A 14,850-nucleotide genomic window follows, 5' to 3' on the forward strand; every position below is an offset into this window, starting at 1 on the left:
GGAGCGGCCTCATGTCAGACAGACCGGAAACGCCATTTTTGGATCAGGTGCAGGTGCCTGCGGATCTGCGTGGTCGCAGTGACAAGGATCTGCGCCAGATCGCAGATGAGCTACGTTTGGAAACCATTTCCGCGGTGTCGGAAACTGGCGGCCATTTGGGCGCGGGCCTTGGGGTGGTGGAGCTGACCGTGGCGCTGCATGCGGTTTTTGACACGCCTAAGGATCGCCTGATCTGGGACGTTAGCCATCAATGCTACCCACATAAGATCCTCACGGGGCGTCGCGACCGCATCCGCACTCTACGTCAGCAGGGTGGGTTATCAGGATTCACCAAACGGGCAGAGTCTGATTTTGATCCCTTTGGTGCTGGGCACAGCTCTACCTCAATCTCGGCCGGTCTTGGTTTTGCCACTGCCCGTGATCTGGGAGTAGAGGATGTAGGCGATGTGATTGCAGTGATCGGTGATGGTGCGATGTCTGCGGGTATGGCGTTTGAGGCACTCAACAACGCAGGCGCTTTGGGCAAACGCCTGTTTGTGATCCTCAACGACAACGATATGTCCATCGCCCCACCTGTGGGCGCATTGGCGCAGCATCTGAAGGATCTGGCGCAGGATAGCGCTGAGGGTAGCGGGTTGTTTGAGGGCTTTGGCCTTGAATATGTCGGGCCGGTAGACGGGCACGATCTGCCCAAGCTGTTGTCGGTCTTGCGCCAGCAGCGGGCAGAGGCGGCAGGCCCCGTGTTGATCCATGTCCATACGCATAAGGGTAAGGGTTATCCTCCGGCAGAGGCTGCCAGCGACAAAGGGCATGCCACGGCGAAATTCCATGTGCCCACCGGATCGCAGCAGAAATCGCAGGCCCGTGCGCCCAGTTATACCAGCGTCTTTGCCGATGCATTGTTGCGTGTTGCAGCACAGGATCCGCGCATCACCGCGGTGACCGCTGCAATGCCTGATGGCACCGGTTTGGCGCAGTTCGCGGCTGCCTATCCGGATCGCTGTTTTGATGTTGGCATTGCCGAACAGCATGCGGTCACTTTCGCGGCTGGTCAGGCAGCGGCGGGGTTGCGGCCGTTCTGCGCGCTTTATTCGACCTTCTTGCAGCGTGGCTATGATCAGTTGGTGCATGACGTGGCGGTGCAGGGGCTGCCTGTACGTTTCGTCATTGATCGCGCCGGTCTGGTGGGCGCCGATGGGGCGACTCATGCGGGCAGTTTCGACATTTCATTCGTCACCAATCTGCCGGGCATGGTGGTGATGGCGGCCGCCGATGAGGCGGAGCTGATGCATATGGTTGCCACCGCCGCCCTGCATGACGCTGGCCCCATCGCTGTCCGCTATCCACGCGGAGAAGGTACAGGCATTGCGCTACCGGCTGAGACAGAGGTGCTGGAGATCGGCAAAGGTCGCGTGATCCAATCAGGTGCCCGTGTGGCGATCCTGTCTTTCGGAACCCGACTCGCCGAGGTGTTACAGGCGACCAAAGCATTGGTGCGAGAGGGCATCACACCCACCGTGGCCGATGCTCGCTTTGCCAAGCCTCTGGATGAGGAACTGATCCGTGATCTGGCCACCAACCATGAGGCGCTGATTACCATTGAGGAAGGCGCTGTTGGCGGTTTCGGCAGCCATGTCACACAGTTCCTGACAGATGCAGGCCTGTTGGATCACGGGCTGAAGTTTCGTGCCATGACTTTGCCCGATCAGTTCATTGATCAGGCCAGCCCGCAGGCGATGTATGAAATAGCCGGTCTGGACGCTGCCGCGATTGTCGCCAAGGTGCGCAGCCTGCTGTGCTAGTGTCCTGTGGTTTCTGCGGCCAATAGTGCGGCTAGTCCGCTGCGATAATCGGGGTATTTCAGCGTCACACCCAGCTCATTCTTGATCCGGTCGTTCCGCACGCGCTTTGACTCGGCATAGAAACTGCGCGCCATTGGCGTCATTTCGGCGGTTTCATAATCCACTGCTTCTGGCACCGGCAGATTTAACAGCTCTGCTGCATGGGCAATCACATCCTCTGGCGGGGCGGGATCATTGTCACACATGTTGTAGATCGCCCCCGGATTGGGGTGGTTGATTGATGCCAGCAGGATCTGCGCAATATCTTCCACATGGATGCGGCTGAACACCTGACCTGGCTTGATGATGCGCCGCGCCGTGCCATTGCGCACCTTGGCAAAGGGGCCGCGTCCGGGGCCATAAATGCCCGCAAGGCGGAAGATATGCAGCGGCAGATCAGGGATCGCCTGCCAAGCCGCCTCCGCCTCTACCCGCAATTGTCCGCGTTTGGTCGAGGGACTGAGCGGTGTTGTTTCATCCACCCAACCGCCTTGATGATCTCCATAAACCCCTGTGGTCGAGAGGTAGCCGACCCAACGATACTGTTCCGTATGGTTCTGGATCTGTGCGGCGTAGCGGTTCAGAATTGGATCGCCTTCGGCATTGGGGCCGGCGGAGATCAGGAGGTGGCTGGCGGCTGCGATATGATCGTTCAGGGCCTCATCCCACAGCACCGGTTCAACACCCGCAGCGCGCAAGGTGTCGCATTTTTCCGCCTTGCGCGTGGTACCGATCACCCGCCATCCCAGTGGCACCAGTAGATCAGCCAGCGCCGCCGCAGAATAGCCGTGGCCGAAAGAAAGCAGGGTCTTGGTCATAGGGGCCTCTCAGGTAGGATGGGGCAGGTGGTTTAGGTCTGCGGCGTTTTTCGCAATAGCGCCTCTGTCACCTCGCATCTCATGCCGTCATAAAACATCTCTACGACCTGTGCAAAGACCGGTGGTGCATCGGCGATATGGGAAAACAGCGTCGCGCAGCTGCGCAGCTTCAGCGCATCCACAGGGCCAAGGATCATGTCCGCAGGCTGGTCGAGGTGTTGCAGCATCAGTTCCATCATATGTAGCAATCTTGGCCCCAGTACGGGATGGTCAAGGTAGGCTTTGGCCTCTGCCAGCGACTCGATCCCGTAGTGCAGCGCGGTGTCAGATCGTCCTAGCCCTACCAATTGCGGATAGATGTACCACGCCCAATGGCTGGTCTTGCGGCCTTCGCTGATTTCACGCTCGGCGGAGGCATAGCTGCGCTCCTGCGCGGCAATGAAGCGGGAGAGGTCATAGTCCATGGTCAAATAGGCCCGCAGGTCAGAGAAATCGCGACCAAGATGACAATTTTTGCTGTTCTGCGAAAGGCCGCCATACCAAAGAGATTTAACGTGAGGTCTAGTTTCTGGCTGCCTCTGCTTGCGGCCATCTGTTGGCCATGCCAACGTCGGGGAAAAAGGGAACACATAATGCCCCAAGATATTCCAGATCACCTGATCGAAACCCCTGTTCTGCCCGAGGCAGAGCGTTTTTCTGACCCCGCAGCCGCCGTTGCGCGTCTGGAGGCGCTGTATCACGGATCAACCGCCTTCTTGATCGAGAAGTTCCGCGATGTGATGGCCGTTTGTGACGCGGATCGTCGTTACCGTGCCTATTATCCAGAGGTGCGGATCACCACCACCACGCATGCCAAGGTGGACAGTCGGTTAAGTTTCGGCCATCTGGCGCAACCCGGCACCTTTGCGGCGACGATCACGCGACCGGATTTGTTCCGCAACTATCTGCGCCAGCAGATCGCGCTCTTGATCAAGAACCACGGGGTCGATGTTCAGGTTGGCCTGTCTGATACTCCGATCCCGGTGCATTTTGCCGTCGCGGGGCAGGACGATATGACGGTGCCACAGGAAGGCGCGGGCAGCTTTGTTCTGCGCGATGTGTTTGATGTGCCAGACCTGGCGACGACCAACGATGACATTGTGAACGGCACCTATCAGGTGCCCGATTGTGGCACACTGCCGCTGGGCCCGTTCAGCGCGCAGCGGGTAGATTATTCGCTGGCCCGCCTCAGTCATTATACCGCCACGGATCCAGAGCATTTCCAAAATCACGTGTTGTTCACCAACTATCAGTTCTACGTTGCGGAATTTGAGGGCTATGCGCGCCAGATGCTGGCCGATCCTGATAGCGGCTACACCTCGTTCGTCGCGACCGGCAACGTCGAAATTACCGCTGCGGATCAGCCGTTGCCAGCAACTGAGAAGATGCCGCAGATGCCCACCTATCACCTGAAGCGGGCAGATGGATCAGGCATCACGTTGGTCAATATCGGGGTCGGCCCGTCAAACGCCAAAACCGCCACCGATCATATCGCCGTTCTGCGCCCCCATGCCTGGATCATGGTGGGCCACTGCGCAGGCCTACGGTCCAGTCAGAGCCTTGGGGATTTCGTGCTGGCTCACGCCTACCTGCGCGAGGACAAGGTGTTGGATGACGATCTGCCCGTCTGGGTGCCGATCCCTGCGCTGGCGGAAATCCAGATCGCGATGGAGGATGCGGTGGCCGCAGAAACCCAGTTGCGTGGCTATGACCTGAAACGGGTGATGCGCACCGGCACGGTGGCCAGTCTGGACAACCGCAACTGGGAACTGCGCGATCAGTCCGGGCCTGTGCAACGGCTCAGCCAATCGCGTGCCATTGCACTCGATATGGAGAGCGCGACCATCGCCGCAAACGGGTTTAGATTCCGAGTGCCCTACGGCACCTTGCTGTGCGTCAGCGATAAACCGCTACATGGCGAGTTGAAACTGCCTGGAATGGCCTCCGACTTCTATAAAACACAGGTTTCGCGTCATTTGCTTATTGGCATTCGGGCAATGGAAAGGCTAAGGGAGATGCCGTTGGAACGTATTCACAGCCGGAAACTGCGCAGTTTCGATGAGACTGCGTTCCTCTAGTGCCCATTAACCAGTGTTTTTTACTTGTTTCGGTGTGCTTGCAGATCACAATCCGTTGTGTTTATACGCCAGATACCGTTAACTATGCGCGATGAGGCCCAAGTGATCGGGCGAATTAAGGAGACCTAAAAAATGGCAAAACCGATGACCAAAACTCAGCTGGTCGCAGCTCTGGCCGAGGAAATGGGCGCGGAAAAGAAAACCGCAAGCGCCGCACTGGACGCAGTTGTGTCGATCATTACTAAAGAAGTATCGGGTGGCGGCGCCGTGACCCTGCCCGGCATCGGCAAAATTTACTGCCGCGAACGCCCCGAGCGTATGGTGCGCAACCCTGCCACCGGTGAGCAGATCAAGAAAGAAGCGGACAAGGTTGTGAAAATGACCATCGCGAAAGCGCTGAAAGACAGCGTGAACGCCTAAGTTCGCATCCGTCATCGAACGGATCGGAATACGGAAAGGGTCGCCTATGGGCGGCCCTTTTTGTTTGATCCCACCGCCACGTCTGGGTCTGGCTGATCGTGTTTCTCCGGCTTGTCTGCGGCGCCATGCACGTGTTAGCCGGAATGAAGGGAGTGATGATATGAAAGCAAGTCAGGGCATGAATGCAGGTGCAATCGGGTTGGGGTTGGCCTTCGCTTTTATGTGGTCTTCCGCTTTCACCTCAGCGCGGGTGATTGTGGAGTATGCACCGCCCCTTGCCTCCCTATCGCTGCGGTTTTTGGTGTCCGGCCTTTTGGGCGTGATGATCGCACGGATGCTGGGGCAGTCGTTTCGCCTGACATCTGCGCAATGGCGAGCGACGGTGATTTTCGGCATCTGTCAGAACGCGCTTTATCTGGGTCTGAATTTTGTGGCCATGCAATGGGTGGAGGCTTCGCTTGCTTCGATCATCGCGTCGACCATGCCGCTGATGGTGGCGATAGCCGGGTTTGTGGTGTTTCGTGACCGGCTGTCGCCGCTGGCTCTGGCGGGGCTGGCTCTGGGCATCATTGGCGTGGTGCTGATTATGGGGGCGCGTATTGGCGCCGGTGTGGACCTGTTGGGTGTCGCGCTATGCTTCATTGCGGCGGCGGCGCTGACTGTGGCGACACTGGCGGTGCGTGGGGCGTCATCTGGTGGCAACGTGATGATGATTGTCGGTTTACAGATGTTGATTGGATCTGTGGTTTTGGCGGTGCCTTCGGCGCTGTTTGAACCGCTGGAGGTGACGTGGAGCTGGCAGTTGCTTGTGGCCTTTGCCTATACCACGCTGGTGCCGGGGTTGGCGGCCACTTGGGTGTGGTTCACGCTGGTTAACCGCATCGGCGCGGTCAAGGCGGCGACCTTCCATTTCCTAAACCCGTTCTTTGGTGTCGCTATCGCTGCGGTGCTGTTGGGGGAACGCCTGGGCGTGACCGATGTAGTGGGCGTGGTGGTGATCGCGGCGGGCATTCTGGCGGTGCAGCTGTCGAAGCAGAAACCAGTTTAGCGGCTGAACCAATGTTCTGGCGCGGAATGCCCCATTTCTGCCGCTAGATCGCGCAGGTAGCGTTCTAGAACAGCGATCCGTTCTGCGGCAATCTGTTGACCGGTTTGGGTCAGCATCCCATCGCCCAAACGCAAGAGTTTCACCGCGAAATGATCGAGCGTCTGGGTGCCATCATCCAGTGGCCGCGTGCGGGCAAAGGGATCATCGGCGGCATAAAGTGGGCGGCCTAAACTGCCCGACACGGCAAAGCATCGCGCCAGCCCGATCGCGCCGATTGCGTCCAGCCGATCCGCATCACGCAGGATCTGCGCTTCTTCACTTTCAGGCTCTATTCCAGCGGAAAAGCTATGGGCGCAGATTGCATGCTGTGTCCTCGCGACCTCTGCCGCGCTGTAGCCTAGCGCGACCAAATGTGGCGCTGCTGCCTCTGCGGCAAGGCTAGAGGCGGCGGCGCGGTTCGGCGCATCTTTGGGTAGGTTCACCAGATCATGCAGGTAGGCACCGGCCAATAGGATCCGCAGATCGCCACCTTCAGCCGCGGCGATACGTTCACAGGTGGTCCAGACCCGATCCAGATGGGCCAGATCATGGGCGCTGTCCTGTGCCATCTCTGCCGCCGCGATGGCGCGCAGGGATTGGCGCAGCGCCTCCATCAGCCAATCTGGCCGCGGTTTTCGCCGATCTGGCCGCGGTGCAGCAGCAGATGGTCTAGGATTACACAGGCCATCATTGCCTCTGCTACCGGCACCGCGCGGATGCCCACACAGGGGTCATGGCGACCTTTGGTCACCACCTCAATCGGGGTGCCGTCCTTGCGAATTGACTGGCGTGGGGTCAGGATGGACGATGTCGGTTTCACCGCAAAGCGGACCACAACGTCCTGTCCGGTGGAAATTCCACCCAGAATGCCACCTGCATGGTTGGACGAATAGCGCGGCTGGCCATCGTTGCCCATATAGATCTCATCCGCGTTTTCGGTACCTTTTAGGCGGGCGGCGGCCATGCCTTCGCCGATCTCAACACCTTTCACGGCGTTGATCGACATCATCGCTGCAGCCAGATCGGTGTCCAGTTTGTTGTAGATCGGGGCGCCGATACCAGCAGGCATGCCACGCGCGACCACTTCGATCACTGCGCCGACGCTGTCGTGATCCTTACGCAGTTGCTGCAGATAATCTTCCCATTTCTGGGCGTCATCTGCACCTTGGGGGATCCAGAAATCGTTCTGATCAATCGCGTCCCAATCGAACTGGTCGCGGTCAATCTCAAGATCGCCCATCTGGGTCATGTAGCCCTTGATCTCCAGCCCGGGAACGATCGCTTTGATTGCCTCGCGGGCCAGACCGCCCGCTGCCACACGCGCTGCCGTTTCACGGGCAGACGAGCGTCCGCCGCCGCGATAGTCGCGGTTGCCATATTTCTGGTGATAGGTGATGTCCGCATGACCGGGGCGGAACGTCTGGGCGATGTCGCCATAATCCTTCGAGCGTTGATCGGTGTTCTCGATCATCAGTTGCACCGGCGTGCCGGTGGTTTTGCCCTCAAATACGCCAGACAGGATTTTCACCGCATCGGGCTCATTCCGCTGGGTGGTGTTTTTGTTCTGACCGGGACGGCGTTTGTCTAGCCAAACCTGTAGCATTTCGGGGGTCACGGGCACCTCTGGCGGGCAGCCGTCCACAGTGGCACCCAGCGCTGGCCCGTGGCTTTCGCCCCAGGTGGTGACACGGAAAAGATGACCGAAAGAATTCATGCTCATGTGGGCGTCCCCTTTGTTCCCATCCCCTTTAGCCCGATTGCGAGGATGGGGGAAGGGATCAATCCCGCTTTCGGCCGGTCATATGCAGCCTGTCATATGCGGCCTGTCATTCAGTCGAGCGTGCGCGCCTCGTCCACTAGCATGATCGGAATGCCATTGCGGATCGGGAAGGCCAGATTGGCGGGTTTGGAGATCAGCTCTTGCGTCTCAACATCGTAATCCAGCCGGCCGTGGGTTACGGGGCAGATCAACGCCTCTAGCATGCGGCGGTCAAAGCTGTTGGTGTCGTCACTCATTATAGGCCTCATTGAAGGATTTCTTCGTCCTGGCCACCGCGTAGCGCAAATTCGATCAGGGTGACAAGAGTTTCACGCCGTGTTGACAGGCTGGGCGCCTCAAGGAGGGCCTGTTTGTCCTCTGGCGCGAAATCTAGAATCATCGCCAGCGAGTTGATCAGCAATTCATCATCCGCCTGATCCAGGCTGCCCCAATCGGTATCCAGACCCATCTGTACCAGATAGCGTTCCAGGAGGGTGAGGAAGTCAGGTCGGTTGAAGCGGCTGTCGTGCTCTTCTGGCCCCTGATCCTTGGCGAAGCTGTCCCAGCATACCTGCGCTTGACGGTAAGGGGTGTCGCAGCGCAACTCTTCGCGCACGCGGAACCGGGACACGCCCGACAGGGTAATCATATACCGCCCATCCTCTGTCTCGGAAAACTGGGTGATGCGTCCTGCACAGCCAATTTGGTGCAGGCGGGGCGGTGTCATGCCGGTGTTGTCTGCAGGACGCTGCTGACAGGGTTGCACCATGCCGATCAGCCGCGTCGGACTGGCAAGGCATGCCTCTAGCATCGCGACATAGCGCGGCTCAAAGATATGCAGCGGAAGTCGAGCCCGAGGCAACAACAGTGCCCCGGGCAAGGGAAACACAGGTAACGTGTTTGGAAGAGTGGTCTTGGGTGTCATGCGCGTCTAGATAGGCCGCAAAACGACTCAGGCAAATATGAGCGAGCTCAACTTGCGGCGGCCGTTCAAAACCACCGGATCGTTGCCGGGCAGCGCGTCGAAAATGGTAAACAGCTGCTGTTTCGCGGCACCGTCGTTCCATTCACGATCGCGTTTGAACAGGTCCAGAAGGTGGTCTACAGCCTCTTCTATCTGACCGGCGGCGTGCAAGGCTTGCGCCAGATCGAAACGGGCCTGATGGTTGTTCTCATCTGCTGTCAGCGCGGCCTTCAATTCATCCAGCGGGCCAGAGTTTGCCGCCTGACGGGCCAATTCCAGCTGTGCAAAAGCCGCCTCAATCGGGGCCGCTGTCGAAATCTCGACGGGCACACCGTTCAGCACGGCCTCTGCCTGATCCAGCTCACCTGCTGTGATCTGGCACCGCGCCATGCCTGCGTAGGCGCTCGCGTTAGCCGGATCTTCGTCGATCACAGCGGCAAAGATCTGCGCGGCATCTTCAAACGCACCATCAGCCAGCATTTCCTCTGCCGCAGCCAGTGCGTCGTCCAGCCCGCCAGAAGCATCTCCGCCACCTGCTTCGATCGCTTTGGTGATGAAGGCATCCAGCTGCGATTGCGGCACGGCACCTTGGAACATGTCGATCGGGCGTCTTTTGACAAAGGCGACAACTGTAGGCACCGACTGCAGCGGCAGGCCCTGCTGTGCCAATGCGGCGGCCAATTGCTGGTTCTGATCTACGTCGATCTTGGCCAGTTTCACCGCACCTTTGGCTTTGGTAACCGTGGCCTCCAGCATCGGGATCAGGGTTTTGCAGGGACCACACCACGTTGCCCAGAAATCAACGATCACCGGCACCTCGTTCGAGGCCTCAATCACGTCGGCCATAAAGTTGGCTTCGGTCACGTCATAGATCAGATCGCCCGCAGGGGCTGTGTTTTGTCCAAGTTCCAGCATGGTGCTATCCCGGCTAAATTCGTGTTGTACTTTATATGGACGTATAACTCTTGTGTCTCAAGGGGCGATCAGATCGTGCCCTGAGTATCCTGATCGTCAGGTTGGCTGCAGAGGTAGTCCAACACCGGAGCAATCCAGCCCAGGCGTTCAGGAAAGCGGACGGCCAGGCGGCGCAGCGGTTGTTCATTTCGCTGCAACAGAACCAGCGTCCAGCCGCCCGCCCAGAATTTCAATTTGGCCCATTCGCCATCTGCAACCTCATCCATGCCCGCCACGCTGTCGCGGATGATCTGGCCTTTTTTGATCCTATTGATGGCATCTTCACCCAGTGTGCGCAGTGTTTCACGCGTCGAAGCGACGAGAGCAGTCGCGCTTTCTTCATCCCCTTCGGGGCCGATGGCAATGTTCAGTTCATTTGCAAACTCTTCGGCCACGTCCCGGTTGGTTTCCGCGCTCTTTGATAGGCTGACGCTTAGATCGGTGAAGGCCGCTTTTTCTTCAGCGACCCGTTCCATCGCGGCAGGGGAGGTAGAGGCTTCGGCCTGATAGGTGCCCCAATCTGGGAAGCGGTCCACGTAGAGGGCAATCTGCGCCGCGAGCCCCTGCAAATCGGTATCCGCGCCGGTGGGCAGGCAGTGTAGGAAATCGTCATTTTGGGACAGGCTGACCACGCGGCTGCCAAAGACGCCGATGGAAACCTGATTGTTTGGATCGAACGTATCCCCCAGCGCGTTTTGAAAGGCTTTTAATATGCCAGGCAGCGGCGCGTAGTTGTCGATGCTGAAACTGGTGGCAAAGCTATCTGTATAAGTCCGTAGCGCCTGCCAACCCCTTTCAGCCCGTTGCATCGCGTCAGGAAGGGGTAGATCCACACCGCCTGCCCGCACCATGTGACCTTCAACAATCTCTGTCTCAAGCGGAGCCGGACGACGTGAAGGAATTGGGGGCGTCGAGCTGCTGGTGCCCCGAGGATCATGCCACCCAAGGTAATGGAACAACGTTTCGGCGCGTTTTGTCGCGTCTGGGATGGCGGCGATTTCAGCAATTCGGGAATCATTTCGCGCGGCAGCACAATTCTCAAAGGTCAGTCCAGGTCCACTGGGATTCTCGGCCAATTGCAGTAAGGTCAGAAGTGGGCGCAGATCCAAAACATCGGAGCCTGAGATATCAAGGCGAACAAGATTACGAAGTAGGTCTATTATGCCTAAGTCCCTAACGAGTGTGTTTTGCAGGCGCAGCGTTTTTAGGTGCGTAAGACCGAACAATGCGAAGATGTTCGTGACAGATGTATTGTCGAGATCTATGCCTTCCAAAAGACCACACTGCGAAAGGCTATCGATGTTTTGCAGGGCGGCGTTGTTATTGAGCCAAATTTTTTTAAGACCGGCAGGGAATTCAGCTGAACTAACGTCTTCGATGTAGCCCGTGCTGGCATCAAGCTGTTCAAGATTTTGCAATTTTCCCAGCCTAGGTAGTCTAAACACTGAGGTCTGGCTGATATCCAACCGTTTAAGCGACACAGCTTTAGCGATTGAATGAGGAAGCTCTGTTAGAGTTTCAAAGGTCTCACGCGGGAAAGTCAGTTCTTCCCAGCCTTCTGAATGGGCCATCTCGATTAGGTCGACAGCCCGTTCATAAGCAGCTTTTGTTTCGATCATTCCACGCCCCCTCGCCGGTGATATGCTAGCAAGAGGTGGGCTTTTCAACAATCAAAAGTTGCGCGGATCACACGTCAAAGGTCGCAAAGACCGGCGCGTGATCGGATGGCTTTTCCCAGCCCCGTGCGTCGCGCAACACGCGGCTGCTGTGGGCGGCTGGGGCAATGTCGGGGGTGGCCCAGACGTGATCCAAGCGGCGGCCTTTGTCTGCGGCGTCCCAGTCGCGGGCACGGTAGGACCACCAACTGTAGAGCAGGCCTTCGGGAATATCCTGACGGGTCACATCGACCCAATCGCCTGCCTGCATCACTTGCGTCAGGTGATCAACCTCAACCGGTGTGTGGCTAACGATTTTCAGCAGCTTCTTGTGATCCCAAACGTCATCTTCTCGTGGGGCGATGTTCAGATCGCCGACCAGAATGGATTTTTCCGGCTTATTGGCGACAAAGAAATCACGCATCTCTGTCAGATAGTCCAGTTTCTGGCCGAACTTCTCATTGATCTCGCGATCTGGTTTGTCGCCGCCTGCGGGAACATAGAAATTGTGGATCGTCACCCCGTTTTCCAGCCGTCCAGCAATGTGGCGTGCGTGATCTAGGTCGGCGAAATCCTCACTGCCAGCTTCCTCTATGGGGAGCTTTGACAGGATGGCGACGCCGTTGTAGCCCTTCTGCCCGCGCGCAATCATGTGGCTGTAACCCAGCTCACGAAATGCCTCCATCGGGATTTTGTCCACCGGACTTTTGCATTCTTGCAGACAGAGGACATCAGGCCCTTCCTCTGCCATCAGTTTGCAGACAATCGGTTCACGCAGGCGGACCGAGTTGATGTTCCAGGTGGCAAGGGTGAAGGACATGGGCGGCTCCAATTCATGGTTCGCGGATAGGGGTAGCACTGCAATAGCGTCATGAACAGGGGGCGACGTGAACAGCGGGCGGTTGCTGAGTTTTTCCTTGCCAGCCGGACAGGTTTTGCATCAGCCTAAGGGGACTAATCCGTGAAAGGGATCAGCGTGGCTGTTGTGATCGGGCGCCGTCCGGGGCACCCCTACAAGAAAGTTCATGATTGGTGGCCGCCGCCCAAGGCGCGTGCCGCCTGAGGGCGGTGTTCGTCTCTACCTTTCCAACAGTTTTCCCACATGGATGGAGTTTTCCCATGACGCAGGTACAGCTATGCGCCGACACCGGTGCCGTTACCCTGACCTTTGATGATGGTGCGATTGGCACCTATCCCTTCCTCTGGCTGCGCGACAACGATCCGGCCGGATTTCATCCCGACACCCACGAACGGGTTGCGGATCTGACGGAGATTTCGCTGGATATTGCCGTTGTCGAAGCGGGTGTGAATGGCGATGCGCTGGCGCTGCGGTTTGAGGATGATGTGACAACGCGCTATCCGCTTGACTGGCTGGCTGCGCATCGTCCCGGCCATGCGCTGGCCGATCCAGCCCGTACCGGCATTCAGTGCTGGCGCGCGGATATGGTCGCCGATGCGGTGCCACGGCTGACCGCAGCGGATATTTTATCGTCTGACGATGCCTTGCGCGATTGGCTGGTGGCCACCCAGTGTAGTGGGTTGTCGCTGGTTGAAGGGCTGCCGGACGATCCAGATGCGGGCATTGAAGTGGCGCAGCGGATCGGGTTCCTGCGCGAAACCAACTTTGGCGTCACGTTTGAGGTGAAATCAAAGCCTAATCCTAACAACCTTGCCTATACGCCCATCGCCTTGCCGTTGCACACGGACCTGACCAATCAGGAACTGCCGCCCGGGTTTCAGTTCCTGCATTGCCTGGCGAATGAGGCCTCAGGCGGCGGGTCGCTGTTCAGTGATGGGTTTGCTGTGGCAGAGGATCTGCGGGCCGAAGATCCAGCGGCGTTTGATCTCCTCTCCACTATTTCTGTCCCATTTCGGTTCCACGATGGCGACACGGATATCCGGTCGCGCAAGAAGGTGATCACACTGGACGAAGACGGGAGCCTGAAGGAGATCTGCTTCAACGCGCATATTGCGGGAATTCTGGACATCGCGCCAGAAAAGATGCCCGCTTATTACCGCGCGTACCGCCGGTTTATGCAAATGAGCCGTGATCCAGCCTATCTGGTGATGTTCAAGCTGCAGGCTGGTGAAATGGCGGTGTTTGACAACCGCCGTGTCCTGCATGGGCGTGAGGCGTTTGACCCCAATACCGGCCGCCGCCATTTGCGTGGCTGTTATGTGGATCGCGGTGAGTTTGAAAGCCGTTTGCGGGTGCTGTCACGCTAAATGCGTGACAGCGATGCCTGTATAATTTGCCTGTATAACGTGCCAGCCTTCGTATAACGGTCTTATTTTCCTGTGCGTCGCAAGACCGCCAGCCCGGTTTTCAGGATGATCCTTAGGTCGGTTAGAGGGCCGCAGGCGGTCAGGTAGGAGACGTCCAGATCTACTCGTTCGTCGTAGGAAATGTCGTTGCGCCCTGAAACCTGCCACAATCCGGTGATGCCGGGTTTCTGGGCCAGGTAACAGGGTGCGTAGGTACCGTATTTGGGCAGTTCGTCCATCACGATCGGGCGCGGCCCGACAAAACTCATCTCGCCTTTCAGGACATTCCAGATCTGTGGTAACTCATCCAGACTGCTTTTGCGTAGGAACTGCCCCAACTTGTTGATGCGCGGATCATCGGTCAGTTTATGATCGCGGGCCCATTCATCAGCGGCGGCGGGGTTCTTGGCCAGATGGGCCTGCAACTGCGCCTCTGCATCGGGGACCATGGTGCGGATTTTCCAGCATTTGAACGCAATACCACTTTTCCCCACCCGCCGGTGGCCAAAGAACCCCGGCCCACCGTCCAGACGCACCATAAGCCACAGGAGGACAATGATCGGAATCAGGGTCGGCAGCATCAGAACCGCCAGGCACAGGTCCAGCGTTCGTTTGCCATAGCGGCGGTAAAGATCATCCAGTTTGACGGTCGTCGTGGCAGCGGCGATCGCGTGGGCAGGGGCACCGGCCAGCGGCACCTCTGTCTGGGCAGCATTTGCAATGCGCATTTCGAGTCCCCTTCGTAATATGCATTTTTCAGGCAAGGTTGTGACCCTCGCGGCTGTCCACTCCGCAAGAATCCATATTTCAACTTTGAGTCAAATTGCGCCGACACCTCTTAACAAAGGGTTAATAGGCATCGTGCTTACAGGGGCACTAAGCTATTTTTGCTGCAAGTGCATAAAAAAGAACCCGGGCAGAGCCCGGGCTAGTCCAACAGGGAGGTGCGCAGCGAAAGCCGGCTGCGCGG

At 58.0% G+C, this 14,850-nt stretch carries 15 protein-coding genes; 5 read left to right on the forward strand and 10 right to left on the reverse strand.

Going from position 1 to position 14,850, the window contains the following annotated elements; all coding sequences use genetic code 11:
- The first annotated feature begins 11 nt into the window (after nucleotides 1-11).
- Nucleotides 12-1,802 (forward strand): 1-deoxy-D-xylulose-5-phosphate synthase, encoded by a 1,791-nt coding sequence (locus tag MHM86_RS16435; protein WP_239201518.1) that lies wholly within the window; start codon nucleotides 12-14, stop codon nucleotides 1,800-1,802.
- Here the strand turns inward: MHM86_RS16435 and MHM86_RS16440 are convergent.
- Nucleotides 1,799-2,659, reverse strand: coding sequence for an SDR family oxidoreductase (locus MHM86_RS16440; RefSeq protein ID WP_239201520.1), 861 nt, complete (start codon nucleotides 2,657-2,659; stop codon nucleotides 1,799-1,801). The genes MHM86_RS16435 and MHM86_RS16440 overlap by 4 nt on opposite strands.
- Nucleotides 2,660-2,691: 32 nt before the next feature.
- Nucleotides 2,692-3,123 (reverse strand): DUF1810 domain-containing protein, encoded by a 432-nt coding sequence (locus tag MHM86_RS16445; RefSeq protein WP_239201525.1) that lies wholly within the window; start codon nucleotides 3,121-3,123, stop codon nucleotides 2,692-2,694.
- Between the two features lie 168 nt (nucleotides 3,124-3,291).
- On the opposite strand from MHM86_RS16445, the gene MHM86_RS16450 reads away from it, so the two are divergent.
- The 3 genes from MHM86_RS16450 (at nucleotide 3,292) to MHM86_RS16460 (ending at nucleotide 6,244) form a co-directional block, all read left to right on the forward strand.
- Nucleotides 3,292-4,776 carry an AMP nucleosidase gene (locus MHM86_RS16450; RefSeq protein ID WP_239201528.1) on the forward strand — a complete coding sequence of 495 codons (1,485 nt, stop codon included), beginning with the start codon at nucleotides 3,292-3,294 and terminating at the stop codon, nucleotides 4,774-4,776.
- A gap of 132 nt (nucleotides 4,777-4,908) precedes the next feature.
- Complete coding sequence (locus MHM86_RS16455; protein ID WP_058243622.1) at nucleotides 4,909-5,196, forward strand: HU family DNA-binding protein; 288 nt, start codon at nucleotides 4,909-4,911, stop codon at nucleotides 5,194-5,196.
- A 178-nt stretch (nucleotides 5,197-5,374) separates the two neighbouring features.
- A complete protein-coding gene (locus tag MHM86_RS16460) occupies nucleotides 5,375-6,244 on the forward strand; it encodes a DMT family transporter (RefSeq protein WP_239201601.1) in 870 nt (289 codons plus the stop codon).
- Here MHM86_RS16460 and MHM86_RS16465 read toward each other — a convergent pair.
- The 7 genes from MHM86_RS16465 to MHM86_RS16495 form a co-directional block, all read right to left on the reverse strand.
- A complete protein-coding gene (locus tag MHM86_RS16465; protein WP_239201530.1) occupies nucleotides 6,241-6,897 on the reverse strand; it encodes an HD domain-containing protein in 657 nt (218 codons plus the stop codon). The two genes, MHM86_RS16460 and MHM86_RS16465, sit on opposite strands and share 4 nt — an antisense overlap.
- Nucleotides 6,897-8,003: a chorismate synthase gene (aroC, locus tag MHM86_RS16470; RefSeq protein ID WP_239201534.1), complete on the reverse strand. Its 1,107-nt coding sequence runs from the start codon at nucleotides 8,001-8,003 to the stop codon at nucleotides 6,897-6,899. Before aroC ends, MHM86_RS16465 begins: the two co-directional genes overlap by 1 nt.
- Before the next feature lie 110 nt (nucleotides 8,004-8,113).
- Nucleotides 8,114-8,299: a Trm112 family protein gene (locus MHM86_RS16475; protein ID WP_239201537.1), complete on the reverse strand. Its 186-nt coding sequence runs from the start codon at nucleotides 8,297-8,299 to the stop codon at nucleotides 8,114-8,116.
- Nucleotides 8,300-8,307: 8 nt separating this feature from the next.
- Complete coding sequence (locus MHM86_RS16480) at nucleotides 8,308-8,967, reverse strand: LON peptidase substrate-binding domain-containing protein (RefSeq protein WP_239201539.1); 660 nt, start codon at nucleotides 8,965-8,967, stop codon at nucleotides 8,308-8,310.
- 27 nt (nucleotides 8,968-8,994) lie between these two features.
- A complete protein-coding gene (locus MHM86_RS16485; RefSeq protein ID WP_239201542.1) occupies nucleotides 8,995-9,921 on the reverse strand; it encodes a co-chaperone YbbN in 927 nt (308 codons plus the stop codon).
- 68 nt (nucleotides 9,922-9,989) lie between these two features.
- The gene (locus MHM86_RS16490; RefSeq protein WP_239201545.1) at nucleotides 9,990-11,579 is read right to left on the reverse strand and encodes a leucine-rich repeat domain-containing protein; all 1,590 of its coding nucleotides are present in this window, start codon (nucleotides 11,577-11,579) and stop codon (nucleotides 9,990-9,992) included.
- A 67-nt stretch (nucleotides 11,580-11,646) separates the two neighbouring features.
- Nucleotides 11,647-12,435, reverse strand: a complete 789-nt coding sequence (locus MHM86_RS16495) for an exodeoxyribonuclease III (protein WP_239201548.1) — start codon at nucleotides 12,433-12,435, stop codon at nucleotides 11,647-11,649.
- Nucleotides 12,436-12,734: 299 nt separating this feature from the next.
- Between MHM86_RS16495 and MHM86_RS16500 the strand changes: the two genes are divergently transcribed.
- On the forward strand, nucleotides 12,735-13,841 hold the full coding sequence (locus tag MHM86_RS16500; RefSeq protein ID WP_239201551.1) for a TauD/TfdA family dioxygenase: 1,107 nt from the start codon (nucleotides 12,735-12,737) through the stop codon (nucleotides 13,839-13,841).
- 62 nt (nucleotides 13,842-13,903) lie between these two features.
- On the opposite strand, the gene MHM86_RS16505 is transcribed toward MHM86_RS16500, so the two are convergent.
- On the reverse strand, nucleotides 13,904-14,608 hold the full coding sequence (locus tag MHM86_RS16505; protein ID WP_239201553.1) for a sugar transferase: 705 nt from the start codon (nucleotides 14,606-14,608) through the stop codon (nucleotides 13,904-13,906).
- Nucleotides 14,609-14,850 lie beyond the last annotated feature (242 nt).

It is taken from the genome of Thalassobius sp. Cn5-15, from assembly GCF_022347685.1.
Classification (GTDB): domain Bacteria; phylum Pseudomonadota; class Alphaproteobacteria; order Rhodobacterales; family Rhodobacteraceae; genus Thalassobius.

What these genes read in the sequence shown, in the direction of transcription:
- MHM86_RS16435 (WP_239201518.1), top strand. Translation starts at nt 12, where the DNA reads ATGTCAGACAGACCGGAAACGCCATTTTTGGATCAGGTGCAGGTGCCT.
- MHM86_RS16440 (WP_239201520.1), bottom strand. Translation starts at nt 2,659, where the DNA reads ATGACCAAGACCCTGCTTTCTTTCGGCCACGGCTATTCTGCGGCGGCG.
- MHM86_RS16445 (WP_239201525.1), bottom strand. Translation starts at nt 3,123, where the DNA reads ATGGACTATGACCTCTCCCGCTTCATTGCCGCGCAGGAGCGCAGCTAT.
- MHM86_RS16450 (WP_239201528.1), top strand. Translation starts at nt 3,292, where the DNA reads ATGCCCCAAGATATTCCAGATCACCTGATCGAAACCCCTGTTCTGCCC.
- MHM86_RS16455 (WP_058243622.1), top strand. Translation starts at nt 4,909, where the DNA reads ATGGCAAAACCGATGACCAAAACTCAGCTGGTCGCAGCTCTGGCCGAG.
- MHM86_RS16460 (WP_239201601.1), top strand. Translation starts at nt 5,375, where the DNA reads ATGAATGCAGGTGCAATCGGGTTGGGGTTGGCCTTCGCTTTTATGTGG.
- MHM86_RS16465 (WP_239201530.1), bottom strand. Translation starts at nt 6,897, where the DNA reads ATGGAGGCGCTGCGCCAATCCCTGCGCGCCATCGCGGCGGCAGAGATG.
- aroC (WP_239201534.1), bottom strand. Translation starts at nt 8,003, where the DNA reads ATGAGCATGAATTCTTTCGGTCATCTTTTCCGTGTCACCACCTGGGGC.
- MHM86_RS16475 (WP_239201537.1), bottom strand. Translation starts at nt 8,299, where the DNA reads ATGAGTGACGACACCAACAGCTTTGACCGCCGCATGCTAGAGGCGTTG.
- MHM86_RS16480 (WP_239201539.1), bottom strand. Translation starts at nt 8,967, where the DNA reads ATGACACCCAAGACCACTCTTCCAAACACGTTACCTGTGTTTCCCTTG.
- MHM86_RS16485 (WP_239201542.1), bottom strand. Translation starts at nt 9,921, where the DNA reads ATGCTGGAACTTGGACAAAACACAGCCCCTGCGGGCGATCTGATCTAT.
- MHM86_RS16490 (WP_239201545.1), bottom strand. Translation starts at nt 11,579, where the DNA reads ATGATCGAAACAAAAGCTGCTTATGAACGGGCTGTCGACCTAATCGAG.
- MHM86_RS16495 (WP_239201548.1), bottom strand. Translation starts at nt 12,435, where the DNA reads ATGTCCTTCACCCTTGCCACCTGGAACATCAACTCGGTCCGCCTGCGT.
- MHM86_RS16500 (WP_239201551.1), top strand. Translation starts at nt 12,735, where the DNA reads ATGACGCAGGTACAGCTATGCGCCGACACCGGTGCCGTTACCCTGACC.
- MHM86_RS16505 (WP_239201553.1), bottom strand. Translation starts at nt 14,608, where the DNA reads ATGCGCATTGCAAATGCTGCCCAGACAGAGGTGCCGCTGGCCGGTGCC.